Origin of the sequence: Acinetobacter sp. TUM15064 (assembly GCF_008980265.1) — a bacterium.
In the GTDB taxonomy this organism is placed as follows: Bacteria; Pseudomonadota; Gammaproteobacteria; order Pseudomonadales; family Moraxellaceae; genus Acinetobacter.
Genome location: NZ_BKFU01000038.1, coordinates 1 through 15,925 on the forward strand (window position 1 = coordinate 1; position 15,925 = coordinate 15,925).

A 15,925-nucleotide genomic window follows, 5' to 3' on the forward strand; every position below is an offset into this window, starting at 1 on the left:
CGAACTCAGAAGTGAAACCTCTTAGCGCTGATGGTAGTGTGGCGTTTGCCATGTGAGAGTAAGTCATCGCCAGCTCATTATTCAAAAGCCCCCTAACGATTAAGTTAGGGGGCTTTTTTTATTATGCAGTTAGCGAAATAGTGAATTTATTGTCATTGATTAATGCTGATGTCTTATCAGTATCTGGTTTTTGGTTGATTTTTAAGTCAATATTGCATAATGCGATTACCAGAATTTTTTAAGGTATAGAGAAGTTGGCCAAGTAAGACATCTTTTTCGGTTAAAGTCACGATAATCATAGGATGCTTTGAAGAGGGAATAGAGGTTAAGATGGCTTTACCATTATCTGCATCTAATGTAATTGATTGGCAGCCTTCAAGGTGAATTTCATGCATAAATGCAGCAACCATAGCCAAAATTGAACTGCTGACAGCCGCAAGTTTAGTCGTGTTATAACCATCTTTTTTATAAACGTGTGCTAATTCAAAACCATCAGTGCTACAGAGCATAACGTAATTGACACCGCGAACATTCATGAGAATATCTTGAATTACATTTTTTGAAAATTCAATTAACTCTTCGGGTGCAGTACGGTTTTGTGTCAATGTGAACATATAGAACCTCACGGAGGGTTAATTTGTAATATTTGAGTTAGTTTCGATCGAAGTAATTAAAGCTTCTAATAATAGCAGTACATCATCTTTGTTTCGTGCATCAATAAAGAAAAGAGGAGAAAAGAGCTCATTTTCAAGTAGCCATTCCTTATAAATATTTGTAGATTTACCTGATTCAGAATGAAGATCGGTATGGGTAATTCCAATGGCGATATTATCCGTAAAATTCTGAAAGGTTTCTAAATAGTTCTCTAATTCTTCGATAGGACCATCCGAATGGTGGTCAATAAGAATAACCGCACCGATTGCTCCTTTGGTAATAGCGGACCAAACAAAATCAAAACGGCTTTGCCCAGGTGTGCCATACAGGCCAATAGTGAGGTTTTCTTCGAGTGTAATTTCACCATAATCAATTCCAACAGTAGTTTCTAGTTTGCTATGGCGTTGTACATCAGTATTAAAAGCTTCCGTTTGCAGTACAGGAATCTCTGAAAGTGAGCGAATGGCCTCTGTCTTTCCTGCACCCATACCACCTGCAAAAACGATTTTAAAGCGTTGTAAAATCATACACTTTTCCTATATGCCTAATTTTTTTCTTAGCTTTCCAAAAAAACTTTTAATGAAACTTGATTCTTCTGAAACTTGTGGTGTTTCTGGGGGATTGTAGTGCTTATCCCAGATATTGATTCTCGAGAGGTTGTTTGTTGCAATATTTGTTGCAATAAAGCGTTGTACTGTGTCTATAGGTAAATCAAGTTGTATTGAAATTTTGGAAATCTTTCCACCTTGTATAAAACAACTTGAAAGTTGGAAAATGTATTTTCTATCCAAGTTCTGGCTAGGTTTAGGCCACATATGAATTTTAAAATGACCATCCTCAGGTGCGATTTCTTTTAAAAATAATGGAGAATTCCAAAAAAACTGCCATAGCCAATCACTCAGTATATGTGGTTGCTTCCGTGAGACTTTCATGAAGTTGCTGGTGCTGGCAATATCATAGTCAAAGCCTAATTCGGTGAAATCTTGTTCTCTAGTCGTATTGAGCCATGCAATATTGTTCTGTACATCAATAATTGCAATAGTGCCTAATGTGTCAAAGAGATGGAGTTTTGAGTTTCGTTCTTGATCTAGCATTTTACTGAAATATTCTAATTTATAAGGGCTTTTTTTATATTGTGTGTCAGCTTCAGTAAGTGCGTGTGATTGAGTTTCAATCGGTGTATTGAGTAGATGTTGTAGAATCCAATTAGATAAGCTTTCATGGTGAATAATGGGTAAAGAAAGCGTATTTTCATGAATCAGGTTTTGCCCTTGTTGGCGTTTGGTAATTTTCAGCCAAGGGAATTTTTGGCTTTGTATGATTTTTTGTATGCTGTCTGTGTCATAAAAATTTTCATGTATGAATAAGCAATCAATGCTTGGGTCGGCAGCAGAACTCCAGTTAATTTTATACTCTTGAGGAATGAGATTACGTAGCTGTGTTTTAAGCTCTTCTGAATGATTCGAACTTAGGCCAGTAATCGCAATATTAATATATTGCTTATTCATAGTATGTCTTTAATTTAAAAGGTTGAAGAGGGCAATACAAACAACCCCTTTCCCATAATGATGAAAAAGGGGGTAATTCAAATTAAGAAAAATCTAAGCCTTTTTCATATCCTTTAAGTTCATGACGTGCCATTGCAAGGTTGGCTTTAGAGCGTTCAAGTACAAGATATAAGAAAATCTTGTCATTGCCTTCTAATGGACGGATTAGGTGATATTGTTTGCCTAAAGTGATAAGAATGTCTTCAATCGTATCATTTAAATTTAAGGCTTGTGCAACACGACGTTTCGAGCGAACGACTTCGGTATTGCCTGCTGCTGCGAGTTCTAAATCAATGCTTCCACCGCCTTGAGTCGCGAGAGCTAAACCACTTTCTCCGTCAACCAATGCTGCTGCATAGAAACCATCAATATTTGCTAATGCTTCTAATGAGACTCTAGCCATAGTTTTTCTCTTCAATTATATGAGTTTTAGAAAATCCTTTTAACCTGTTGTTTCACAAGTCGATTTCATTATATGGACGGCGTGAAAAAATTATCAATAGAAATAAATTGAGCTACAAATATGGAAAAGGAATTGGCGATCAAATCCGAGCTTTTTAGTCAGTTTTTACTGGTTTTTTTGTGATTTTATTGACATTTCAATTAAAATATTTTGATTGAATTTGCAATTGAATAGAAAATTGCTTAATTTATTTACAAGTGTAAGGAAATGTAAATTTTAAAAATAGCCATATAATGTTGAGGACAAGATCTATTTTTCTGATTAATTTAAGAAGATTGAATAAATATTTCTAATTTAAAAACAGAGAGATGCGTTGAATTAGAGCATCTCTCATCTTTAATCATTTAGATGAACATTTGTGAGGCTGCGCAGTAGAGTCCCCATAGAATAATAACAGCAACCACTGGTTCAAGGATTTTAGCCCACACTGGTGTTGTGTTTACTTCAGTTGCTTGGCTATGTGTGTGGTCTTGGTGGTCAGTTGTGTGTTGATTTACCATTTGATTAAACTCCTTCATCGTCTCTTCTAATGATAGCTCTTCTTCAGGCATTGGTTTAGAGCCAATCAGTTCTGTTAGGTCATTTGTTGTCCAAATCCAGTCGTCTGCTTGACCTGAAAGGTGTTCAACTTGACCCACGAGAAGTTCATGAATACCTCGTTCACCAAAATTACCTGTTTCATCAAGTTGTTTTAGTTCAGCAAACTGAAGGCTTAGCATTTCCGTTAGACTATGTTCTAAGTCTGCTTTGGCTAGCTGAGATACATTGTGAGGTGAGGTGGTAAGATGTCGAGCAAGTTCCTGAATATACAGGTGATCTTGAGTTTGAATTTCGTGGTAAAGTTTCGCGCCATCTTTACGGATAAGCGTGATAAGTTTTCCTAGTGCGAGTGTATTGGCTTCTGCTAGATACTGATTTCGTTCTTCGTGAGGAAATTTATTCAGAAGCTCAGGCTTTTGAATTTTAATCTGTTCTGAAAAATATTGTACTAAATCAAAAGCCATATACTTACTCCATTTTATTAATCTAATAGTCTGAGACTTGGTTTTTTCTTAGATGCTTCAGGTTTTTCTTCATGCTCTGATTTTAAAGCATTTTGCTCATTTTGGGTATGACCCTCATATTCAGATGGGTCGAAGAATAAACCTTGTCCATTTTCACGGGCATAAATGCCAATCACAGCATTAAGGGGGACATAAATATCACGAGATACCCCACCAAAACGTGCAGAGAAGGTAATCGCATCGTTGCTCATATGTAGCGCATGCACGGCATGCGGGACGATGTTTAAGACAATCTGCCCATCTTGAATAAATTGTTCAGGAACGAGAGTATTGGGCTGGGTTGCATCGACCAATAAATGTGGTGTCAGCTGATTATCACAAATCCATTCATATATGGCGCGAGCTAAATATGGACGAGTCGGCGTAAGGTTTAATTCTTGATCAGACATAATATTCTCTACGGCTGTTTAAATTCAGATTGATAATGGTTTTTCTCCTGCAAAGTTAAAGACTTTAAAAATGCAGGGCGGCTAAAAATACGTTGGCAATATAAATAAATTGGGCGACATTGCTGTTTGGGTAAATGCACACCCATACTGTTTAAGCGCAGAAAGATGGGCGCGAGCATGCAATCTAAAATGCTAAAGCTTTCCGACATAAAATAGGGGAAATGCTGAAACAATGGTGTTAGGGAAATGAGTGTATCTTTCAGTTTTTTTTGTGCTTTCAGTTTTGCTTGTGCATCGAGTGTATCTGGATGGCGTAGCATCATATCGGCAAGCTTTAACCAATCTTGTTCAAAGCGCCAAATATACTGACGCTGTTCCGCACGAGGCATAGGCGCGTCGGCATAGAGCTTGTTTTGACGATAACGATCGTCTAAATACTCGGAAATGATATTGGCATTAAATAGTTTTAAATCATTTTCAATCAACATCGGCAGCTGATTATAAGGGTTTAAGCTGGCGAGATCTTCATCATCTGCATCACTTAAAACCAGATGGTATTTGATTTGCTTCTCTGCAAGTACATAACGAATCCAGTGGGAGCGAAAATCATCTGCATGGCTATACAGCGTAATTCCTTGAAGCGGAGTAGTTTCGACAGACATATTTCAAGAAACTAGGTGAAGTGAATCGGTTAGAATACTAAAAATAGCCAATAAAATCATCTTAACTTTAATATGCTTATACAATCGAATAACTTGGAAAAAATTAAAGATAAGGATAAAACTATGCAACTAATGCTCAGAATCACTCAATTGATCGCAGTGATTGTATTAATGACTTCTATCTCAAATAGTTATGCTCAAAATCAAGATATAGCCGAATCAGTAGATGTAGTGCCGCAGACTGCTGAATATGCCGCTTGTATTACTGATGAAGCCTGTGATGTCGCTACCTCTGTATCTGAGGATGAGATGTATGGCGGTATTCAGCAAGAATATACGGTAAAAGGCTGTAAGGTCACTGTTTATAATGATGGAGCTGTGAAAATGGTCGATGAGCAAACGGATGAGCCGTGTAATGCACCACTTCCTAAAGATCATCAATTTTTAAAATAAGCTGAAATATGTAACTAGAGGGATATCATACGAATAAAGCAGAATGCATGGACTTTAAAGTTGAAAATGACACATAAAAAAAGCCTTGGATAAACCAAGGCTTTTTGTCCGATTCGGTAAACGAATTAACGTTTAGAGAATTGAGGACGTTTACGAGCTTTACGTAAACCAAGTTTCTTACGTTCAACTTCACGAGCATCACGAGTAACGAAACCAGCTTGACGAAGAGCAGGTTTAAGTGTTTCGTCAGAAGCGATCAACGCACGAGTAATACCGTGACGGATAGCGCCAGCTTGACCACCGATACCACCACCAGCAACAGTGATGTAAAGGTCATACTTTTCAGTAGCTTCAAGAAGCTCTAAAGGTTGACGAACAACCATACGAGCAGTTTCACGACCGAAGTATTGCTCAAGAGTACGGTTGTTAATTACGAGTTTGCCTGTACCAGCTGACAAGAAAACACGTGCAGTTGCGGTCTTACGGCGACCTGTACCATAATTAGTAGCCATGTGCTGTATCCCTTAGATGTCCAAAACTTGTGGCTGTTGAGCAGCGTGTGGATGCTCAGTACCTGCATACACTTTCATTTTCTTGATCATTGCATAACCAAGAGGACCTTTTGGTAACATACCTTTAACAGCTTTTTCTAAAACTGCTTCTGGTTTGTGAGCGATTAACTTTTCAAAGTTAGTCTCACGGATACCACCAGGGAAGCCAGTGTGGCGATAGTATTTTTTATCAAGTGCTTTTTTACCAGTCACTTGAATTTCTTCAGCATTGATTACAACGATATAATCGCCAGTGTCAACGTGAGGAGTATAAGAAGTCTTGTGCTTACCACGTAGACGACGAGCGATTTCAGTCGCAAGGCGACCTAAAGTTTTGCCAGAAGCATCAACAACGTACCAGTCGTGTTGAACTTCAGCAGGCTTAGCGCTGAGAGTTTTCATTAAACCACTACCTATTATAGTTGGTTTGGACTATGGAATCTGTCCAAACAAAAGGAGACGCGATTCTAAACGAAGTTGTTCGGAATCACAAATGAAAATATGAAATTTCAAGTGCCGTATTTTACGATATTCCGCACTATAAAGGAAGAGATTAAAGTTTATTCTTTTATTTAAATCATGAGGAAATTGGAGTGAATCGAAAATAAAAGCGGAGAGTTGGCGCTATTATCAAATTTGAAACATATTTTTATAATCTAAGATATGATATTGCTTATGAATTTTATAAAAGTGACAGTTGGAAATTTGTCCAAGAGTGGGTGAGTTTTCTTTATAAAGTACCAAATTTCCCTGCTTCAATTTTGAAATCGCTCGATTAAACAAGTTTCACTGTTTCATTTTCTACAGAAGGTCTTCTAGCTCAAGAGCCATATCGACATGCTTAAAATATGTCAGCCGATAGATAGGTCTTGAGTTCATCGTTACATGATGTGCTTTGATATACGTTGTATAATATTGCATGCCTTCTATTTGAGTTAGCTATGCTTCCTTTATATGTCACCAGTGGCGAACCTGCTGGAATTGGTCCAGATATTTGTTTGAGCCTTGCAGGGCGGGTAGATGAACGCCCCATTGTTGTTTTGGCGGATCTGAACTTGTTAGCTAAGCGCGCAGAGAAATTGGGAATCGACATAGAACTCATTGAATATGTAGGGCAAAAGACGTCATCGGCTCCGAGACAGCTCTATGTTGAACATGTGCCCTTGAACCAAGCTGTGGTATTAGGTGAATTAAACCCAAGCAATGCATCCTATGTCTTAGAACAGTTACGACGTTCGGCCGATTATGCCATGTCAGGGAAAAGTGTAGGTGTTGCAACTGCACCTGTACAAAAGTCAGTCATCAATGATGCTGGCATTCACTTTAGTGGACATACCGAATACTACCAAGAGTTTGCTGGGGTGGAACGTGTGGTGATGATGCTTGCAACCAAGACGTTGCGTGTCGCGCTAGCGACTACACATTTACCTTTGAGAGCTGTGCCTGATGCAATTACCAAAGAGCGCCTGCATCAAGTGATTGATATTTTAATTCAAGATTTAAAAAGCAAATTCAAAAAAGAGCATCCGCATATTTTAGTGTGTGGCTTAAACCCACACGCAGGAGAGGATGGCTATTTGGGGATGGAGGAAATTGAGGTGATTAATCCCGTGCTAGAAAGCTACCGTGCTCAAGGCATGAATATGAGCCTGAGTTTGCCTGCCGACACTTTATTTACCCCTGAAAACTTAAAAGATGCCGATGCTGTTTTGGCGATGTATCACGATCAGGGCTTACCTGTGTTAAAATCGCAAGGGTTTGGTGAAGCCATTAATATTACTTTGGGCTTGCCGTTTATTCGTACCTCAGTTGATCATGGCACAGCTCTCTCCCTCGCAGGCACAGGCCTTGCGAAAAGCTCAAGCTTACAGGTCGCTGTTGATTTAGCGTTAGAATTAGCTCGTCACTAATGTTCAGTGATTAACTCACGTTGGAAAATTTTATGTATCAAATTAATGCCTTAAACCCTAAAGATGAAGGGCACCATACGCGTAAGCGTTTTGGGCAAAACTTCTTACATGACCAACGTGTGATTGCCAAGATTGTACGTTCAGTTGCACCCCGTTCAGGTGATAACATTGTGGAAATTGGCCCGGGTTTGGCAGCCTTAACTTCTCCATTGATTGGCGAATGTGACGCACTCACGGTGGTCGAATTAGACCGTGATTTGGCGGCAGGTTTACCGGGCCGTGTGCCACATCCTGAACGTTTAACCATTATTGAAACGGATGCACTGAAGTACGACTTCACTAATCTATTTGAAGATGGTCGCCCTTTACGGGTTGTGGGTAATTTGCCGTATAACATCTCGACGCCACTTTTGTTTCACCTCTTGGAGTTTGGTGACAAAGTTAAAGACATGCACTTTATGCTACAAAAAGAAGTGGTGGATCGTATTACGGCTGCTCCAAATAGCAAAGAGTATGGTCGTTTGTCGGTGATGATTCAGTATTTCTGTAAACCTACGTTCTTGTTTGAAGTACCGCCGGGTTCATTTAACCCACCACCTAAAGTGACTTCTGCGGTGTTCCGTTTAGAGCCGTATGCAGTTAAGCCGATTGTGGCAAAAAATGAAAAAGCTTTGGCACGGTTGGTATCGCATGTCTTTACCCAGCGCCGTAAAACTTTGCGTAATAGCTTAAAAGGTATGTTGGTTGAAGATGGCTTTGAACAAGCAGGTGTTGATCCGATGGCGCGCCCAGAGACTTTAACACTGGCTCAATTTGTGGCATTAGCAGATCAAATGGTGGCTTAAGGTGGCAGGTGCAGAGATTCGATACAATTATGTCATTGGTGATGTGCAGGGTTGTTTTGAAGCACTGAAAGCCTTGCTAAAGACCATTCAGTTTGATCCTGACCAAGATTTTATTTGGTTTGCAGGGGATTTGGTTGCCCGTGGTGAAAACTCATTGGGTGCTTTACGCTTTATTAAAAAATTAGTAGAGCGTAATGCTGCTGCAACAGTTTTAGGCAATCATGATTTAACTTTGCTGGCGGCTGCACGGGGCATTAAAACAATCAAAGATAAAGATAACATTCGTGATGTGATTGATGCGATTGATAGTGATGATTTGATTGATTGGTTGCGGAAACAACCCTTGTGTGTGTTTCCAAATGCAACGACAGTTCTGACGCATGCAGGCATTCCAACTAACTGGACAGCAGAACAGGCAGCTGCTTTGGCGGCAGAAGTTGAGGCGGTCATTGCAGCGGATGATTTTGATGTTGTCGATGCCTTTTTAAAAGACATGTATGGCAAAGAACCTACCTTATGGTCGGATAAATTCACGGGCAACGCGCGTTTACGCTGTATCGTGAATTATTTGACCCGTATGCGTTTAACCGATAGTGCTGGGCGTTTGGAATTTAGTTTTAAAGACTCGCTCAGCGACCCAATGCCTGAAGGGTTCAAACCATGGTTTGAATTCGCTTCGCAAGCAGCGCAAACCCATAAAGTTGTGTTTGGTCACTGGGCCGCTTTACAAGGCAAAACTATTTCGGACTCGATTCAAAACGTAGATGGCGGTTGTGTCTGGGGGCATCAATTAATGGCTTATCGTTTAGAAGATGAGAGCTTATTTGCCGTTGATAATCCAGTTCAATAGCCCATGCATTAAAAAAGCCACGAAGTTCGTGGCTTTTTTATTCTTAGTCGATTCTTAACCAGGTTTGGTTACGACCTAAGGCAGAAACACCAATGTATGCACGTAGGGAAAGTCGCTTTCCTGTGGCATTCAGCTTCATTTTGGCATCATAGAGTTTGCCTGATAATGGATCAATCACACGACCTTTTTCATAGTTGTTGGTGCCGTCCACGTGCTTCAAATCTTTAATAATATCCATGCCTAAAATGGGTTTGTTGGTATAAGGCGATGGGCAATTTACACAAAATTCTTTAGGTGTATATCCAGGACGTGGCGTAATTTTAACAATTTTTCCAGTATAGGTGTTATTGGACTCTTTACGAATTTCAATAATGGCTTTCGGCGAGCCTGACTTATCATCAATTTGTTGCCATGTCCCTGTTAAGTCCTGTGCAAATGCTCCCCCGCAAAGCATGGACAATGTTAATCCCGCGATAAAAAACTTACTTTTCATATAAGGTTCTCTATAATTTCACAAAAATATCCAAGACACAGAAAAATAAGCAGTTAGCATAAGGCAAACTGCTTATGGTCGTTGGATATAGAATAGGCATATGCCTTTTAAAAAAATGGAAAAATCATACAGACTTAGCTGAAACCTTATTATTCATTGAATTTAAAATGATCAGTCTAAGTTTTGAAAATGTATAATTTACTCATCGTTTAGCTGTTAAATCTCAACATGGTATGATTTTACAGATGATAGCCACACGTTAGCGAGCATTAAGTCGCAATTATTCACGGATCCATGTTTGGCTACGACCCAGTGCAGATATGCCCACATATCCTCGAAGTGTTAAACGTTTACCATTCGAGCTAAGTTTTGCTTTGCAACTGTAAATATTTCCTGACAACGGGTCGATAATTTTTCCACCTGTATAATTGGTATCACCATTGTGTTTGAGCCCTTTCATGACATCCATGCCTAAAATGGGTTTATTGGTATATGGTGCTGGGCAATTGATACAATGTTCTTTGGGGGTATAGCCTGGACGAGGGGTCACTTTAACAACTTTAGCGGTATAGGTCCCGTTTGATTCTTGACGGATTTCTAGGATGGCTTTCGATGATCCAGTTTTGTCATCAATGTTTTTCCACGTACCGCTAATATCTTCAGCAAAAGCTGCACTGCCAATGACAGATGTAGCGAGTGCGATTGCAAGTGTCAATTTGCTCATGAACAAAATCCTTTTATCATTTAATAAACGACAAACTCATCATAAGTTGATTTTTTAAACAATACAATTGTTTATGTGAGGAACATATCACATTTTTTGCAAGTATAGAATAAACAACGGTAACCATATTGCTGTAAATACCGCATTGACAGCCATTCCAAAGGCAGCATAGCGCCCTGCAATACTGCCTCGTTGCCATGCTTGGGCTGTTCCAATAGCATGTGCGGCAAGACCGAGTGCTAACCCTGAAGCGCGTTCATCATTGATATGTTTTAAAATTAGTGGAGAGAATGCGGCACCGATGACTCCAGATAAAATCACAATTAAAATCGCGAGACTGATGGGTGCATGGAGGAGTGTTGCGATATTAATCGCAATTGGAGTGGTGACAGCACGTGTGGCAAAAGCCATGATGGTCGGATCAGATAAATGCAGTAAATAAGCCAAACCCATAGGCAATCCGACCGCACTAATACTTGCAAAAACTAAGATGCCAACTACTGCTTTGAGAGGAAGGTCGTCATAACGCATGGACGCTAAAGGAATAGCCAGTGCAACAGTGACATAACCGAGCAAATGATTAAAAACAGGATTCACCTGCGCCATATATTGCTCATAAGGAATGTTGAGGAGGAAGAGAAGTGCAATCACAAAACACATGCCAATCACAATAATTGGAATCTGTGGCAACTTTTTATTGATTGGTTTTGCCAGTAAATAAGCAACTAAAGTCAGGAAAAAACCGAAAATGATGGGAATCATGAGCATTCTCCTAAAGCCATTTCTTAGACATTTTGGCATAAACCCAAAGTGGGATAAGTGTGCTGACAAACAGCACCACCAAAAACATTGGGATTTCGTGACCTAAATGGGTCATCATCAGCAAGGAACCTGCACTAATGGGCAGAAAGGCGAAAGCACTTTCTTTCATGATTTTATTGTTGGTATCGACCAAACGTGCTGGAATTTTTTTGAATTTCCGCCAACCTAACAGCACGATCAATAAACTAATCAGTCCAAGTAAATTGCCCATTTCGGGGTGCCCAAAGTACCCCGTGACCCATACAGCAGATTCTCGAAAGAGAACGATGAGGGCAACCGTGCCGATCCATGCGGTCCAATCAACCGTTTTTATCCATTCCATTTTGTTCTGTCATTAACATTTTACTTATCACGTTTTAACCGATTTAGTTTTTGATTTCAAATTCTTCGAGTTCACGATGAAATTGTTTTGCTTTCAAACCTAAAATTTCATCAATTGGTAAATGTGCTTGTTTAATCAGTTGTTCCAGTTTATGTGGTGCAATGTACACTTGTAGGTGAAGATTTCCTTCATCATCATAATTTTCAGATTGAATCACATTTAGGGCGTACAGTTGATTACGCAATTTGCCATAGGCTGGCTTGAGCAGAACGTCAAAGTTTTGAATTTGTCCCATTAAGCATTCTTGTACTGCTTGGCGCAGTAGATTGAGTCCTTCGCCCGTATGTGCTGACACATAAACACGCTCAGGGACATTGGGTTCAGCATAGATAATTTTGGCTTGTTCAGCACTTTGGTCAATTTTGTTATAAACACGAAGGATAGGAATATCGGCTCCAATTTCTTTGAGCACTTTTTCAACGGCTTCAATTTGTTCCATCAAATCTGGACTGTTGGAGTCAATTACATGCAGCAGTAGGCTGGCTTCTAAGGTTTCCTCTAGTGTCGCTTTAAAAGATTCGACCAAGGCATGCGCAAGGTTACGTACAAAGCCTACAGTGTCGGCTAAGACCAAAGGGCCAATACCATCCCAGTCTAAACGTCTTAGAGTGGGGTCTAAGGTTGCAAATAGCTGATCTGCGGCATAAACATCAGATTTGGCGAGGGTGTTAAATAGAGTCGATTTTCCAGCATTGGTATAACCGACTAAAGAAACGGTTGGAATAGCAGCTTTTTGGCGTGCTGCACGACCTTGGATTCGCGTTTGTCGTACTTTCTCTAATTTATCTTTAAGTTGTCCTACACGAACACGAAGTAAACGACGGTCAGTTTCGAGTTGAGTTTCACCTGGTCCACGAAGCCCAATCCCACCTTTTTGGCTATCGAGACTAATCCCTGTACCGACTAGTCGAGAAGACAAGTGATCGAGTTGAGCCAATTCGACTTGAAGTTTACCTTCATGAGTACGTGCGCGCTGTGCAAAGATATCTAAAATAAGGCGGGTACGGTCAATGACGCGACATTTGATAATGCGGCTCAGGTTGCGTTCCTGACTGGGGGTTAGTGCATGGTCAATAATCACCAAACTTGCTTCTAGCTCTTCCACACGTGCTGCTACTTCTTCAGCTTTGCCTGAACCAATAAAATATTTAGGGTCAGGTTTGAATCTTTGAGCGTGAATATGCTCTAGAATTTCTGCACCTGCCGACTTGGCAAGTAAGCGAAACTCTTCTGCATCAAGATCTTCCAGAATGTGGATGGCAACACTGACTAAAATCGTTTTTTCGCCACCTTGTTTCTGTTCAAAATATTCCACTCAATATAATCTCGCACCTAGAAAGCTCTAGTGTAGATGAATTTACTCAGCTTGAGCGAAATAGTTATAGCGTGGCTTTACATGGTGCGAAAGAGCTGTACCAAAAGAACCAAACTTCCAAAGTATAAGATGCTTAACCCAAGAATAAATTTAAATGCTTGAACGGGATTTAAGGGTGCAGCAGGAGGATTCATTTGATCATTCATGGGAGAACCTTGTTTTGATATTTCGATTGAATTATTGTAATTAATTTATTTAAACGATTAAAATTGAAAATAATCATCTAGTCTTTCGGTTTTTATGATCAATGCAAGTAAGTTAAGATCAGTATAGAATGAGTTGTAATCAATGATTAACTGTTGAATAAAGCTGTGCCAAGTGAATCCTCTATGCAATCAAATACTGAAATAAAAACAACATCATTAAGTGGACTCTCAAAACTTGCGTTGTATAGCAAGAAGCTAGTAACGGGACTCGGTGCCGTTTCTGAGGGTTTTTATTTGGTTTATCGACATGGCTTGTATAAAGACATTAATAATCCTCAAAATACCCGCTACGTGCAGTATTTTTGTCGTCGACTCTGCAAAGTTTTTAACATTGATGTGCATGTCCATGGCGATATTCCACGTAAACCTGCACTTTGGGTGAGTAATCATATTTCATGGTTAGACGTGGCAGTTTTGGGTTCTGGCGCACGGGTGTTTTTTTTAGCCAAAGCTGAAATTGAAAAATGGCCTGTGTTTGGCAAACTTGCAAAAAGTGGTGGAACCTTGTTTATCCAACGTGGGTCGGGGGATTCAATCAAGATCCGTGAACAAATTACTGAATTTTTAAAACAAGACATTCCTGTGCTGTTCTTTCCAGAAGCGACAACTACTGACGGCTCTAAAGTAAAAAAAGTCCATGGGCGTATTTTAGGGGCTGCAATTGAAGCACAGCGCGATGTCCAAATTTGTTTAATTTGTTATGTCAATCAGCAGGGCGGGCTCGACCAAGTTTCGCCTTTTATTGGTAATATTGGTTTTGCCGAACACGTCCAAAAAGTCTTGGAGATGCCTCAAGTTACAGCACATCTTGTTGCATTACCTGCAATTTGTACTGCAGGTCATACAGTCGATAGCTTAACAGCCTTGGTACAACAAAAGATGGTGCAAGGCTTGGCTGACTTACACCAAAAGGTATTGAAACCTCAAGCGAGCGCGATGGGAAGTTGAAGGCTTACATAAAGCCTTCGATCGGGAGCCATGAAATGACTTTAATACCTGCACGTTTAAACCAGTTCATTTTCGGCTCTGTGGTATAAGTCTTGATTGAGCCATCGGCCTGCTTAATTTGCCAGTTAATATTTTTGTTGGCATCCAGAACCAGTTTATAGGCATATTTACTCAAATTTTGATCCATTGTTTGATGCACAGCCTTTGCCAAAGGCGGGCTGTTGAGTAAAACACCAATTTCGGTATTTAAGTTGGCAGAACGTGGGTCAAAATTAAACGAGCCAATAAAAACTTGTTTTTCATCAATCGTCATAAGCTTGGCATGCAGGCTAGAACGGCTTAATCCTTTGATGCTGACTTTGGCTTTTTTCGAGATTTCCTCATTGTTCTCATTAAGTGCTTCAGCCGCAGGATTTGCTAAGAATTCATACAGTTGTACACCATTTTCTAGTAAGTCTTGGCGGTATTTTCCATAGAAAGCATGGACCAAAGGTACATCATTGGCTTTGAATGAGTTGGTGAGTACACGGACTTGGATATCACTTTGCGCAAGGTTGGCAAGGTGTTTTTTGCCTTTACGTTCAGGAACGAAATAGGCAGAGATAATGTCGATGCTATCTGTTGGTTTTTCTAGATGGGTTTGCAACTGGAAGTTGAGATGTTCTTCTTTTTTAGCTCGGGATTTGATTTTACTTGGTGAGTCTTTTACGACTTCGGCCTTGACCCAGTCAAATTGGATACTATCGTTCAGCCAGTGTTCAAACGCTTGTGAACGATTGGCAAGATCCAGATAATTTTGTACCGTCACTTCTTGATAGTGCTGTTGCAACTGTGTTTTTAAGCCTTCATAGCGTAAGCTGTAATGATTGGCATTGACGATCTGACGCACTGGAAAGGCATAATCATCATTCCAGTATTCATCGAATGAGTGCACAATTTCATCTGCTGCCGAACCTACAAGCATGACATCTACATCGGAAAACTGGTAATTGTCGCTGACATTATAATATTGGTTACTCATATTACGACCACCAATCAGCGCGATTTGGTTATCAGCAATAAAACTTTTGTTATGCATACGACGGTTAATGCGTTTGAGATTGAGCATCATATCCATCGCGCGATAGTGGCGGAAGCGATAGGGATTATACAGTTTGATGTCAATGTTGGTGTGTTGGTCGAGTGCGAGGTAAATGCCTTCCATTTTCTTGGCATTGTTGTCATCAATCAGTAACCGAACCTTGACCCCACGGTCTGCCGCTTTCAATATTGAATAAAGTGCCAGTGCGCCGATACGGTCATTATCCCAAATATAATATTGTAGATCTAAAGTCTTTTCTGCTTTATCAATGAGATGGATGCGCGCTGCTAATGCTTCGAGTGGGTTATAGAGAATATGGAAACCTGTCAATCCCGGATTTTGCTCACGGAGTGGTAGTACAATTTTGGCTAAGCTGGTTTGGTCCGTGGCTTGATCAAAAGCATAAACTTGAGGCTGCGGAATCTGTTTGGGCAAAGTATTACAGGCAGGAACAGAGATCACCATACAGCTGAGTAAAAGTAGTTTAGCACCTTGCTGAGTCGACG

The 15,925-nt window shown here is 40.0% G+C and carries 21 protein-coding genes; 5 read left to right on the forward strand and 16 right to left on the reverse strand.

Annotated features, from left to right (window positions below):
• Nucleotides 1-206: 206 nt before the first annotated feature.
• The 7 genes from GBI16_RS11725 to GBI16_RS11755 form a co-directional block, all read right to left on the reverse strand.
• Entirely contained in the window at nucleotides 207-614 is a 408-nt protein-coding gene (locus GBI16_RS11725; RefSeq protein WP_086208869.1) for a roadblock/LC7 domain-containing protein, read from the reverse strand.
• Nucleotides 615-632: 18 nt separating this feature from the next.
• On the reverse strand, nucleotides 633-1,181 hold the full coding sequence (locus tag GBI16_RS11730; RefSeq protein WP_086208868.1) for an ATP/GTP-binding protein: 549 nt from the start codon (nucleotides 1,179-1,181) through the stop codon (nucleotides 633-635).
• 9 nt (nucleotides 1,182-1,190) lie between these two features.
• On the reverse strand, nucleotides 1,191-2,162 hold the full coding sequence (locus tag GBI16_RS11735; RefSeq protein WP_086208867.1) for a hypothetical protein: 972 nt from the start codon (nucleotides 2,160-2,162) through the stop codon (nucleotides 1,191-1,193).
• A gap of 82 nt (nucleotides 2,163-2,244) precedes the next feature.
• The gene (locus tag GBI16_RS11740) at nucleotides 2,245-2,604 is read right to left on the reverse strand and encodes a hypothetical protein (protein WP_086208866.1); all 360 of its coding nucleotides are present in this window, start codon (nucleotides 2,602-2,604) and stop codon (nucleotides 2,245-2,247) included.
• Nucleotides 2,605-3,008: 404 nt separating this feature from the next.
• Nucleotides 3,009-3,668, reverse strand: coding sequence for a hypothetical protein (locus tag GBI16_RS11745; RefSeq protein ID WP_086208865.1), 660 nt, complete (start codon nucleotides 3,666-3,668; stop codon nucleotides 3,009-3,011).
• A gap of 17 nt (nucleotides 3,669-3,685) precedes the next feature.
• Entirely contained in the window at nucleotides 3,686-4,117 is a 432-nt protein-coding gene (locus tag GBI16_RS11750) for a ClpXP protease specificity-enhancing factor (RefSeq protein WP_086208864.1), read from the reverse strand.
• A gap of 8 nt (nucleotides 4,118-4,125) precedes the next feature.
• Nucleotides 4,126-4,779 carry a glutathione S-transferase N-terminal domain-containing protein gene (locus tag GBI16_RS11755; RefSeq protein WP_086208863.1) on the reverse strand — a complete coding sequence of 218 codons (654 nt, stop codon included), beginning with the start codon at nucleotides 4,777-4,779 and terminating at the stop codon, nucleotides 4,126-4,128.
• Nucleotides 4,780-4,902: 123 nt separating this feature from the next.
• Between GBI16_RS11755 and GBI16_RS11760 the strand changes: the two genes are divergently transcribed.
• Nucleotides 4,903-5,232 (forward strand): hypothetical protein, encoded by a 330-nt coding sequence (locus GBI16_RS11760; protein WP_086208862.1) that lies wholly within the window; start codon nucleotides 4,903-4,905, stop codon nucleotides 5,230-5,232.
• A gap of 125 nt (nucleotides 5,233-5,357) precedes the next feature.
• On the opposite strand, the gene rpsI is transcribed toward GBI16_RS11760, so the two are convergent.
• Entirely contained in the window at nucleotides 5,358-5,744 is a 387-nt protein-coding gene (gene rpsI, locus GBI16_RS11765) for a 30S ribosomal protein S9 (protein ID WP_086208861.1), read from the reverse strand.
• 12 nt (nucleotides 5,745-5,756) lie between these two features.
• Nucleotides 5,757-6,185 (reverse strand): 50S ribosomal protein L13, encoded by a 429-nt coding sequence (gene rplM, locus GBI16_RS11770; protein ID WP_004695096.1) that lies wholly within the window; start codon nucleotides 6,183-6,185, stop codon nucleotides 5,757-5,759.
• 539 nt (nucleotides 6,186-6,724) lie between these two features.
• Here rplM and pdxA point away from each other — a divergent pair.
• Genes pdxA through GBI16_RS11785 form a run of 3 tightly spaced genes read left to right on the forward strand, consistent with a single transcriptional unit; the run spans nucleotide 6,725 to nucleotide 9,388 of the window.
• On the forward strand, nucleotides 6,725-7,693 hold the full coding sequence (gene pdxA / locus GBI16_RS11775) for a 4-hydroxythreonine-4-phosphate dehydrogenase PdxA (protein ID WP_086208860.1): 969 nt from the start codon (nucleotides 6,725-6,727) through the stop codon (nucleotides 7,691-7,693).
• Nucleotides 7,694-7,725: 32 nt separating this feature from the next.
• Nucleotides 7,726-8,538, forward strand: a complete 813-nt coding sequence (gene rsmA, locus GBI16_RS11780; RefSeq protein ID WP_086208859.1) for a 16S rRNA (adenine(1518)-N(6)/adenine(1519)-N(6))-dimethyltransferase RsmA — start codon at nucleotides 7,726-7,728, stop codon at nucleotides 8,536-8,538.
• Between the two features lies 1 nt (nucleotide 8,539).
• Nucleotides 8,540-9,388 carry a symmetrical bis(5'-nucleosyl)-tetraphosphatase gene (locus GBI16_RS11785; protein WP_086208858.1) on the forward strand — a complete coding sequence of 283 codons (849 nt, stop codon included), beginning with the start codon at nucleotides 8,540-8,542 and terminating at the stop codon, nucleotides 9,386-9,388.
• A gap of 43 nt (nucleotides 9,389-9,431) precedes the next feature.
• Here the strand turns inward: GBI16_RS11785 and GBI16_RS11790 are convergent, their stop codons facing one another.
• The 6 genes from GBI16_RS11790 to GBI16_RS19045 form a co-directional block, all read right to left on the reverse strand.
• On the reverse strand, nucleotides 9,432-9,881 hold the full coding sequence (locus GBI16_RS11790) for a DUF2147 domain-containing protein (protein WP_086208857.1): 450 nt from the start codon (nucleotides 9,879-9,881) through the stop codon (nucleotides 9,432-9,434).
• 280 nt (nucleotides 9,882-10,161) lie between these two features.
• Nucleotides 10,162-10,605: a DUF2147 domain-containing protein gene (locus tag GBI16_RS11795; RefSeq protein ID WP_086208856.1), complete on the reverse strand. Its 444-nt coding sequence runs from the start codon at nucleotides 10,603-10,605 to the stop codon at nucleotides 10,162-10,164.
• A gap of 87 nt (nucleotides 10,606-10,692) precedes the next feature.
• Nucleotides 10,693-11,367: an LrgB family protein gene (locus GBI16_RS11800; RefSeq protein WP_086208855.1), complete on the reverse strand. Its 675-nt coding sequence runs from the start codon at nucleotides 11,365-11,367 to the stop codon at nucleotides 10,693-10,695.
• A 10-nt stretch (nucleotides 11,368-11,377) separates the two neighbouring features.
• Nucleotides 11,378-11,749, reverse strand: coding sequence for a hypothetical protein (locus tag GBI16_RS11805; protein WP_086208854.1), 372 nt, complete (start codon nucleotides 11,747-11,749; stop codon nucleotides 11,378-11,380).
• A 43-nt stretch (nucleotides 11,750-11,792) separates the two neighbouring features.
• Nucleotides 11,793-13,124: a ribosome rescue GTPase HflX gene (gene hflX / locus GBI16_RS11810; RefSeq protein WP_086208853.1), complete on the reverse strand. Its 1,332-nt coding sequence runs from the start codon at nucleotides 13,122-13,124 to the stop codon at nucleotides 11,793-11,795.
• 77 nt (nucleotides 13,125-13,201) lie between these two features.
• Nucleotides 13,202-13,330, reverse strand: coding sequence for a hypothetical protein (locus GBI16_RS19045; RefSeq protein ID WP_265733398.1), 129 nt, complete (start codon nucleotides 13,328-13,330; stop codon nucleotides 13,202-13,204).
• 183 nt (nucleotides 13,331-13,513) lie between these two features.
• On the opposite strand from GBI16_RS19045, the gene GBI16_RS11815 reads away from it, so the two are divergent.
• Nucleotides 13,514-14,338: a 1-acyl-sn-glycerol-3-phosphate acyltransferase gene (locus GBI16_RS11815; RefSeq protein WP_086208852.1), complete on the forward strand. Its 825-nt coding sequence runs from the start codon at nucleotides 13,514-13,516 to the stop codon at nucleotides 14,336-14,338.
• 4 nt (nucleotides 14,339-14,342) lie between these two features.
• Here the strand turns inward: GBI16_RS11815 and GBI16_RS11820 are convergent, their stop codons facing one another.
• Complete coding sequence (locus GBI16_RS11820) at nucleotides 14,343-15,884, reverse strand: phospholipase D family protein (protein ID WP_228146985.1); 1,542 nt, start codon at nucleotides 15,882-15,884, stop codon at nucleotides 14,343-14,345.
• Nucleotides 15,885-15,925: the final 41 nt, after the last annotated feature.

Bases quoted from the DNA above. Each gene is read 5' to 3' on its own strand.
- GBI16_RS11750 (WP_086208864.1), bottom strand. From the start codon at position 4,117: ATGTCTGATCAAGAATTAAACCTTACGCCGACTCGTCCATATTTAGCT.
- GBI16_RS11805 (WP_086208854.1), bottom strand. From the start codon at position 11,749: ATGGAATGGATAAAAACGGTTGATTGGACCGCATGGATCGGCACGGTT.
- GBI16_RS11755 (WP_086208863.1), bottom strand. From the start codon at position 4,779: ATGTCTGTCGAAACTACTCCGCTTCAAGGAATTACGCTGTATAGCCAT.
- pdxA (WP_086208860.1), top strand. From the start codon at position 6,725: ATGCTTCCTTTATATGTCACCAGTGGCGAACCTGCTGGAATTGGTCCA.
- GBI16_RS11725 (WP_086208869.1), bottom strand. From the start codon at position 614: ATGTTCACATTGACACAAAACCGTACTGCACCCGAAGAGTTAATTGAA.
- GBI16_RS11745 (WP_086208865.1), bottom strand. From the start codon at position 3,668: ATGGCTTTTGATTTAGTACAATATTTTTCAGAACAGATTAAAATTCAA.
- GBI16_RS11820 (WP_228146985.1), bottom strand. From the start codon at position 15,884: ATGGTGATCTCTGTTCCTGCCTGTAATACTTTGCCCAAACAGATTCCG.
- rsmA (WP_086208859.1), top strand. From the start codon at position 7,726: ATGTATCAAATTAATGCCTTAAACCCTAAAGATGAAGGGCACCATACG.
- GBI16_RS11735 (WP_086208867.1), bottom strand. From the start codon at position 2,162: ATGAATAAGCAATATATTAATATTGCGATTACTGGCCTAAGTTCGAAT.
- GBI16_RS11760 (WP_086208862.1), top strand. From the start codon at position 4,903: ATGCAACTAATGCTCAGAATCACTCAATTGATCGCAGTGATTGTATTA.
- rplM (WP_004695096.1), bottom strand. From the start codon at position 6,185: ATGAAAACTCTCAGCGCTAAGCCTGCTGAAGTTCAACACGACTGGTAC.
- GBI16_RS11795 (WP_086208856.1), bottom strand. From the start codon at position 10,605: ATGAGCAAATTGACACTTGCAATCGCACTCGCTACATCTGTCATTGGC.
- GBI16_RS11730 (WP_086208868.1), bottom strand. From the start codon at position 1,181: ATGATTTTACAACGCTTTAAAATCGTTTTTGCAGGTGGTATGGGTGCA.
- GBI16_RS11790 (WP_086208857.1), bottom strand. From the start codon at position 9,881: ATGAAAAGTAAGTTTTTTATCGCGGGATTAACATTGTCCATGCTTTGC.
- GBI16_RS11740 (WP_086208866.1), bottom strand. From the start codon at position 2,604: ATGGCTAGAGTCTCATTAGAAGCATTAGCAAATATTGATGGTTTCTAT.
- GBI16_RS19045 (WP_265733398.1), bottom strand. From the start codon at position 13,330: ATGAATGATCAAATGAATCCTCCTGCTGCACCCTTAAATCCCGTTCAA.
- GBI16_RS11815 (WP_086208852.1), top strand. From the start codon at position 13,514: ATGCAATCAAATACTGAAATAAAAACAACATCATTAAGTGGACTCTCA.
- GBI16_RS11800 (WP_086208855.1), bottom strand. From the start codon at position 11,367: ATGATTCCCATCATTTTCGGTTTTTTCCTGACTTTAGTTGCTTATTTA.
- rpsI (WP_086208861.1), bottom strand. From the start codon at position 5,744: ATGGCTACTAATTATGGTACAGGTCGCCGTAAGACCGCAACTGCACGT.